Genomic DNA, 6,825 nt, shown 5'->3' with positions numbered 1-6,825 from the left:
TTAAATTGAAAGACAAAACAAATTTGTACAATACAAAAAACAGTAAGGCTTTAACTAAAATAAGCCTTACTGTAATTGGAAAATAGTTTTCTATAAATGTTTTAAAAGGCACTATTTTTTATTGTTGTCTCTTAATTTTTTGATTCCGAAAGCTGCAGCTCCAATAATAAGAATGGCAAGTCCGCCATCTAATGGTACACCTTTATTATGATCAACAGTGTCTGTAGGGGGTAGTGCAGGTGCTCCTCCAAGTCCTCCTCCTCCAGGTCCTCCTCCAGGTATTTGCGCGTTTAAGTTTGAAGTGCAAATTATTGCAAAAACAATAATCATGCTACTAATGGTCTTTGAAAATGTGTTTCTTGTGTTTTTCATTACATTCAATTTATTAATTAATATTTAATTTTTTGGTTGTTGTTCTGCCTTTAGAACTCATTTTTACAAAGTAGATGCCTTGACTAAGAAAAGTACCTGTATTTATTGAGATTTTGTTCCCTGAATTTAATCCCGATTTAGAATATAATTTAGCTCCTTGAACATTATAAATCGTTACCTCTAAGTCATTCATTTCAGTAGGGATATTTAAGTAAAACTTACCTGTGTTAGAAGGGTTAGGGTACATTTTAATCTGTTGGGCAACATTAGATTCAGCGGACAAAATTGCCGATTTAAAAATGATTTTAAATCGATCTCCAGCTACCGAATTAGGAATGTTCAAATCAACAGTATAATTATAGTTAACCTTTCCTGTTTCTGGTATTTCAGTTGATATATTAGTATAGTTATCAAATAAATAGGCAGTAGTACCTTTTATTTCACTTCCTTCCAAAATAATAGAGTAATTTGTGCCTCTGTATGTGTTAATTTCCAATTGAATTTCTTCGGCATCCATTGGGGCAGCTCTGTTTTCGATACTTAACAATATACCATCATTATTAGTGGCAATATTTTCATCTAAGTTAGTTAATTTAGGAGCATCATTAGCATCTATAGCATTATTTCCTTGATCGTTAAACAGAATTAACATACCATCAGTTTTCGATTTGTTGGCTGCTAAGTCGCTAGTTTCATATAAAGATAATCGTAATTGACTTATTTTAGATGCTTTTTTATTTGAAGTTTTGAATACTAAAGTTTCTGATTCTGATGTAGCCTTACTTGCTTGCGTGAAACTTAAGGATGATTGGCCTGCTCCATCTGTACTCACCCATCCTGATTGACCGGCTTGTAAAAACTGGTTAGCATCAGACTCATTTGTGGAAGCGACACCGGTAGAAGCATTAATAGCAGTATATGCACCTCTATAACCTAAGGTTGGATCCCAAATCCAATAGTATATTGTACTAATATTGGTGGCACCTGTAGTTAATATGGTATTCATATTTACTGGAGCTTGAAAAGGATTGGCAAAGGCAACAAATTGTGATGCATTAAGATTAATGCTAAAAACACTTGTTCCATCGTTTTCCGCGGTCAACTCGCCTGTTGCTCTTAAAGTAGTTTCTGAGGATGGCGCATTATTATTTGTTAAATCGGTCGTTCTATCTCCTCTAACCAAGGTATGATACACCGTACCACTATTTATATTAGTAGTATTTGTATTAGACATTTGGATATAATTATTAGCTACATTATCAAAAATGTACATAGATGGATTTCCTGTAGTAGTAGCATCAAAACCATTGGCGCCTGATGTAGACCCTGTAATGTGAGTATCCATTTGCCAGTTGCTTGAAATAGGAGTGCTCGTGTTAACAGGAGAAGCTAATTGACGGTATGCTCTTTTTGAAGGGATATAACGTTCTATTGTAAAATCGCCATTAAAAGTACCAGTACCTGAACCTATATAAGCAGATCCTGTGGCATCAGATTCAAATGTAATGGTACCGCCAGCATTGTCTAGAACGCCATCGTTAGTAACCACTACATTTGGATTTACTGTTAATGAAGATCCAGTTCCAACAATTACCGTTGAACATTCATCAATATAAAGATCTTGTCCAACCATCAAAACGGGATAGTTAGATGATGCAAAGATATCTACATTTCCATGAACCGAAAGCCCTGGCGCGAAGCCACCAGCCCAGTTTAAAGGTTCAGTCCAATCTGAGTTAACGTTACCAATCCAATCATATGAATTTAAATCATCACATGGACCACCTTGTGTTATTGTGATGGTGAAATCATGAGTTGGAATTGTAGGATAATAATGGTGGTTCGTGTCTTCAATTAATAAACTAATATTAAAAGGGCCTAAATCGCTATTTCCTGGAGTACCAGTTAATACAGCTGTACCAGTAGCAGGATCAGTTGTAAGTGTAAGCCATGTAGGCAGTGGTGTTGATGGTACAAAATCAACGGTATCTCCAAACGCAATGTCTGGGTCATTTGCCACTATGTTATAGGTATAGGTTTGATTAATAGCAACCTCAGTTACCGGCGTTGATGATACTGAGGGAACCGTGTTTATCAGTTGGGATACTTCATGAGTTGCTTGGTCTCCATAACTGTCTTGTGCGGTAAATATAACATGACGATGTCCCCAATCAGATCCTTGTGTTGGCCAGCTAAAAGAACCACTTGTTGGGTTGCCAGAAGCTGTTGGAAAAGGACTCAAAGAAGCTCCAGGATATAAAGGCATGGGGTTTCCTGTCATCATGTTTTTTCCGGTAACATTTACAATTTGAACCACATCATTTGGGTCTGGGTCGCTTGCTTGTACGTTGTATAAAATAGTTGTTCCTGGAGTTACTACAAAGTTATGAGTTCCTTCCGCTGGTGTAGGTGGTACATCAAATACAGGGTTTAAACTTACCTGAATTGTCACGGAGGTCGACGACTGTACACCTATATTATCTTGTGCTATAAAATTTAAAACATAAGTTCCAAAATCTGTAGCAGTCGGGTTCCAGCTAAAAGAAGATTGAGCTGGATTACCACTTGATTGATTAAAACTTGCTCCTCCAGGCAAACCGGAAGCGAATAATAAAGCTATAGTCCCTCCTGGATCTATATCCTGTGCTTCTACTTGGAATGAGATTAGGTTACCAGGAGAAGTCTGATATACTGCCTCATCTGGAGGTGTGGGCCCATAATTGAATACAGGTGGTGTGGACGTATTTGTGATTTGTAATAAAAAGTCCGTATATATTTCTGCTTGTCCATCTGATATAACTACCCCTGCGTACCAAAGTTGATTAGGGATATAGTTACCTAAAGAAGTATTTACTGATATCTGCCCAGTCGTTGAATTTATGGACATTCCAGGAGGGGGATTACCGAACAATTCAGAAGTAGTTGCTAATCTATAAGTTAAATTGTCTCCATCAAGATCATTAGCAGGAACGGAAAATGTGGCAGGCGATAAGCCATCCGATACATTCACAATCGCTGGTAAAGAAGAAACTGGGCTATTCTCATTTCCATTGGAAAAGTCCACTATTGTATAAAGCTCAAAACTCCCAGATGTTGAAGAATTTGATAGTCCTCCTATTCTGCAGCAGCTGCCCCAAGATACTCTATGTGGGCCATTGGAACTGAAAGTCTTTATGAACTTTGTTACCCTTGTTGTAACACCATTTACAGTACTGACGTTCACATTGGATATCATAGTGTAACCTCCCGGAGAAGGATCAGAAATATTAGGGGTAGACACCAAAGTGCTTCGCCATGCAGAAGTAACGGTGAACTCAACCGTGGTGCCATCCGTTACCCTCCAGGTAATTGTGCCACCCCTAAAATGACTAGCTTCTGCTTGTTGTGTAAATAACATTGCAAACAATGTTAAAAGCATAATGAGGAATGACTTAGAGTTTTGTGTAATTAAATTCTTGTATTGTTGATACAGCGGAATTAAGTATGGTTTGAAATTTTTCATAATTTTTGGTATTGGTATAGTTGTTTTTATTTGCGAATAATTCACTTGTTTTTAAAATCGTCAGAGAGCTTTTTAAACTACATAGCCTGACTTTAATGTTAAAATTAGTCTTAGAAAAATTGGAAATCGAGTAGTAATTTTAGAGTCATTTTTGTTCGTATTTGATTAATAGCTTATAATTAACCAAAACATTTGGGAATAGGCGCAAACACTATTTTGCAAACACTGTTTTGCAAACAGTGTTTTGCAAACAGTGGCAATTTTGTAGCAGCTTGGGACTGCGCTAAAAATCGATGCTATTGAGAGAGGAAATCAAAAATTGATTGATAAACCTGAAAAAAATAACTTTTATCAAAAGAATCATTAAAACTTTAAACTAAGATGCACGATTTAATAAACCCTTTGTGATGGTGTTGATTAATAGCTTATTATTAACCAAAACATTTGGAATAGGCGCAAACACTGTTTTGCAAACATTAGCAATTTTGTGGCAGCTTGGGACTGCGCTAAAAATCGATGCTATAGGGAAAGTGAAGTTCAATAAGTGTTAATAGGACTTTTATTAAAAGAATTATTGAAACCTCTTACTAAAGGTGCATAATTTTATTCTTTTGCTCTTTTTTTTTTCGATGAGAAGCAAAAAAAACACTATAAAGGGATTTTTACTAATGTGTAATTTGTTGTTTGTCAGTAGATTGTTGTTGGTGTAGTGTTACCTATAAAAATTCATCTCGTCTAAATATTTCCAAACATGTTTTGGAAGCATGGGCTTTACATTCTTGCCTGCCTTGATGGATTTTCTAATAAAAGTGGAAGATAGCTCGATAATGGGAGCGTCGATAACATGAATTTTTTCGTGCCCGTCAAATTGGTTTTTTCCCTTTGGGGCGTCTGGCTTGGTTTTAGAAATTCGCGGGTACACATAAATATGGTGATTTTCTAAAATAACCTCATAGTTTTTCCATTTGTGGAAACTTTTTAAGTTGTCTTCGCCCATTATTAGTGCAAATTCATGAGTTGGGTATTTTTCAAGTAAATGCACTAAGGTGTTTACTGTATAATTGGGTTGGGTGAGGTTAAATTCAATGTCACAAGGGGTTAAAGAATCGTAGTCTTGTGTAGCTAAATGCACCATTTCTAGCCTTTGGTAGTTATCTAAAAGTGTGCTTTTCTTTTTAAACGGATTGTGTGGTGTAACCACAAACCAAACTTGATCGAGCTTAGTGTGTTCTGCCATATGGTTGGCAATAATTAAATGCCCAACGTGAATGGGGTTAAACGAGCCAAAAAACAAACCTATTTTCATTTTATAATACTAGGAGTTTAAGAAGTCTGTTACTTTTTTTTCAGCTTCTAGGAGTGCCTTATCTAAATCGTCGTTGATAATTATTGTATCAAATAAAGGAGCTGTTGCTAATTCTGCCGAAGCTTTTGCAACGCGCATATTTATTTTGTCGGCACTTTCAGTTTTACGCTTTTTTAAACGTATTTTCAATTCGTCTATGCTAGGTGGTTTAACAAAAATAGCAAGTGTTTCTTCTGGGAATTTTCTTTTAATTCGTAATCCTCCAGAAACATCAATATCAAAAATCACGTTTTTACCTAGTGCCCAAATGCGTTCAACTTCGGTTTTTAGGGTACCATAAAAGTTATCGCGATACACTTCTTCCCATTCTAAAAAGTTATCGTCTTTAATGTTATTTTTAAATTCTTTGGCAGACAAAAAATAATAATCTTTTCCATGTTCTTCTGTTCCTCTTTTTGCTCTAGAGGTTGCCGATATTGAAAACTCTAAATTTAGATTTTCTTTTCCTAGTAAATGCCTAACTATAGTTGTTTTACCAGAACCTGAAGGCGCCGAAAATACAATAAGTTTACCTTGTTTCTTTATTTTTTTTTCTGCCACTTTTACGCTAATATTTTACCGATTACTGCCGACTAAAGATTGACTGCCGTCAACTTTTTTAAAGTACGTTCAATAACTGTTCCTTAATTTTTTCCAATTCGTCTTTCATTTGCACCACCAATTGTTGCATTGGGGCATAATTACTTTTAGAGCCTATGGTATTTATTTCTCTACCCATTTCTTGGCTAATAAATCCTAATTTTTTTCCATTAGAATCTTTAGTGTTAATAGACTCTGTAAAATAATTTAGGTGATTTTTTAAGCGTACCTTTTCTTCGGTAATATCAAATTTTTCAATGTAATAGACCAGTTCTTGCTCAAACCTGTTTTCGTCGTGTTTCTCCCTTAATTCTTGGACACCTTTTAGTAAACGTTCGCGAACCCCTTCAACACGCTCAGGGTCCATAGCTATTATTTGCTCAAGTATGGTTCCAATAGAAATAATACGATTGTTAAAATCTTGCTCTAGTACTTTGCCTTCATCTAACCTGTGTTGATTTAGTGCATTTATAGCATTATGAATTTCAGTTTCAATAGTTTTCCATTCACTTTCATTAATTTCTTCGCGCACAGTATTAAGGGCGTCTGGAAAACGAACAGCCATTTTAAGTAAATCCATGTCATTACCATCTACAACTTGCTTTAGTTGCTCCATATATTGTTTAACAACTGGCGTGTTTATTTGCGTAGATGTATCTTCGGCGGTGGCTTCAACATAAATTGAAAAATCAACCTTTCCGCGTTCTAATTTATCGGCAAGAATTTTTCTAATAGATAATTCTTTTTCTCTATATATAGAAGGCATTCGAGCGTTTAAATCTAAGTTTTTACTGTTTAAAGATTTAAGTTCTATTGTTATCTTTTTTGTTGGCAATTGCAAAACAGATTTACCATAACCTGTCATTGAATATATCATAAATGCACATATTTAAGTTATGCAAAGGTAATTAAAACTAAAAGACTGAAAAGTTAATTACGTTATGTTAAAAAAAATACTTTAAATGTATAATTTTGGGTTATAAGTCATTAAATAAATACATTTACC

General features: G+C 35.2%; 5 protein-coding genes. All 5 read right to left on the bottom strand.

Annotated elements, in window-relative coordinates:
* Nucleotides 1-111: 111 nt before the first annotated feature.
* The gene (locus tag ABJM36_RS14745) at nucleotides 112-372 is read right to left on the bottom strand and encodes a hypothetical protein (protein WP_348452266.1); all 261 of its coding nucleotides are present in this window, start codon (nucleotides 370-372) and stop codon (nucleotides 112-114) included.
* Between the two features lie 13 nt (nucleotides 373-385).
* A complete protein-coding gene (locus tag ABJM36_RS14740) occupies nucleotides 386-3,874 on the bottom strand; it encodes a T9SS type A sorting domain-containing protein (protein WP_348452265.1) in 3,489 nt (1,162 codons plus the stop codon).
* Nucleotides 3,875-4,586: 712 nt separating this feature from the next.
* A complete protein-coding gene (gene nadD, locus ABJM36_RS14735) occupies nucleotides 4,587-5,180 on the bottom strand; it encodes a nicotinate (nicotinamide) nucleotide adenylyltransferase (protein ID WP_348452264.1) in 594 nt (197 codons plus the stop codon).
* Between the two features lie 9 nt (nucleotides 5,181-5,189).
* Entirely contained in the window at nucleotides 5,190-5,780 is a 591-nt protein-coding gene (gene gmk / locus ABJM36_RS14730; protein ID WP_348452263.1) for a guanylate kinase, read from the bottom strand.
* Between the two features lie 58 nt (nucleotides 5,781-5,838).
* Nucleotides 5,839-6,696: a YicC/YloC family endoribonuclease gene (locus ABJM36_RS14725; protein WP_348452262.1), complete on the bottom strand. Its 858-nt coding sequence runs from the start codon at nucleotides 6,694-6,696 to the stop codon at nucleotides 5,839-5,841.
* Between the last annotated feature and the right edge of the window lie 129 nt (nucleotides 6,697-6,825).

This window comes from Algibacter sp. (assembly GCF_039977455.1).
Taxonomy (GTDB): Bacteria; Bacteroidota; Bacteroidia; order Flavobacteriales; family Flavobacteriaceae; genus Algibacter_B.
Note: the sequence above shows the minus strand (reverse complement) of the source record. Positions and strands in the feature narration are given on the sequence as shown.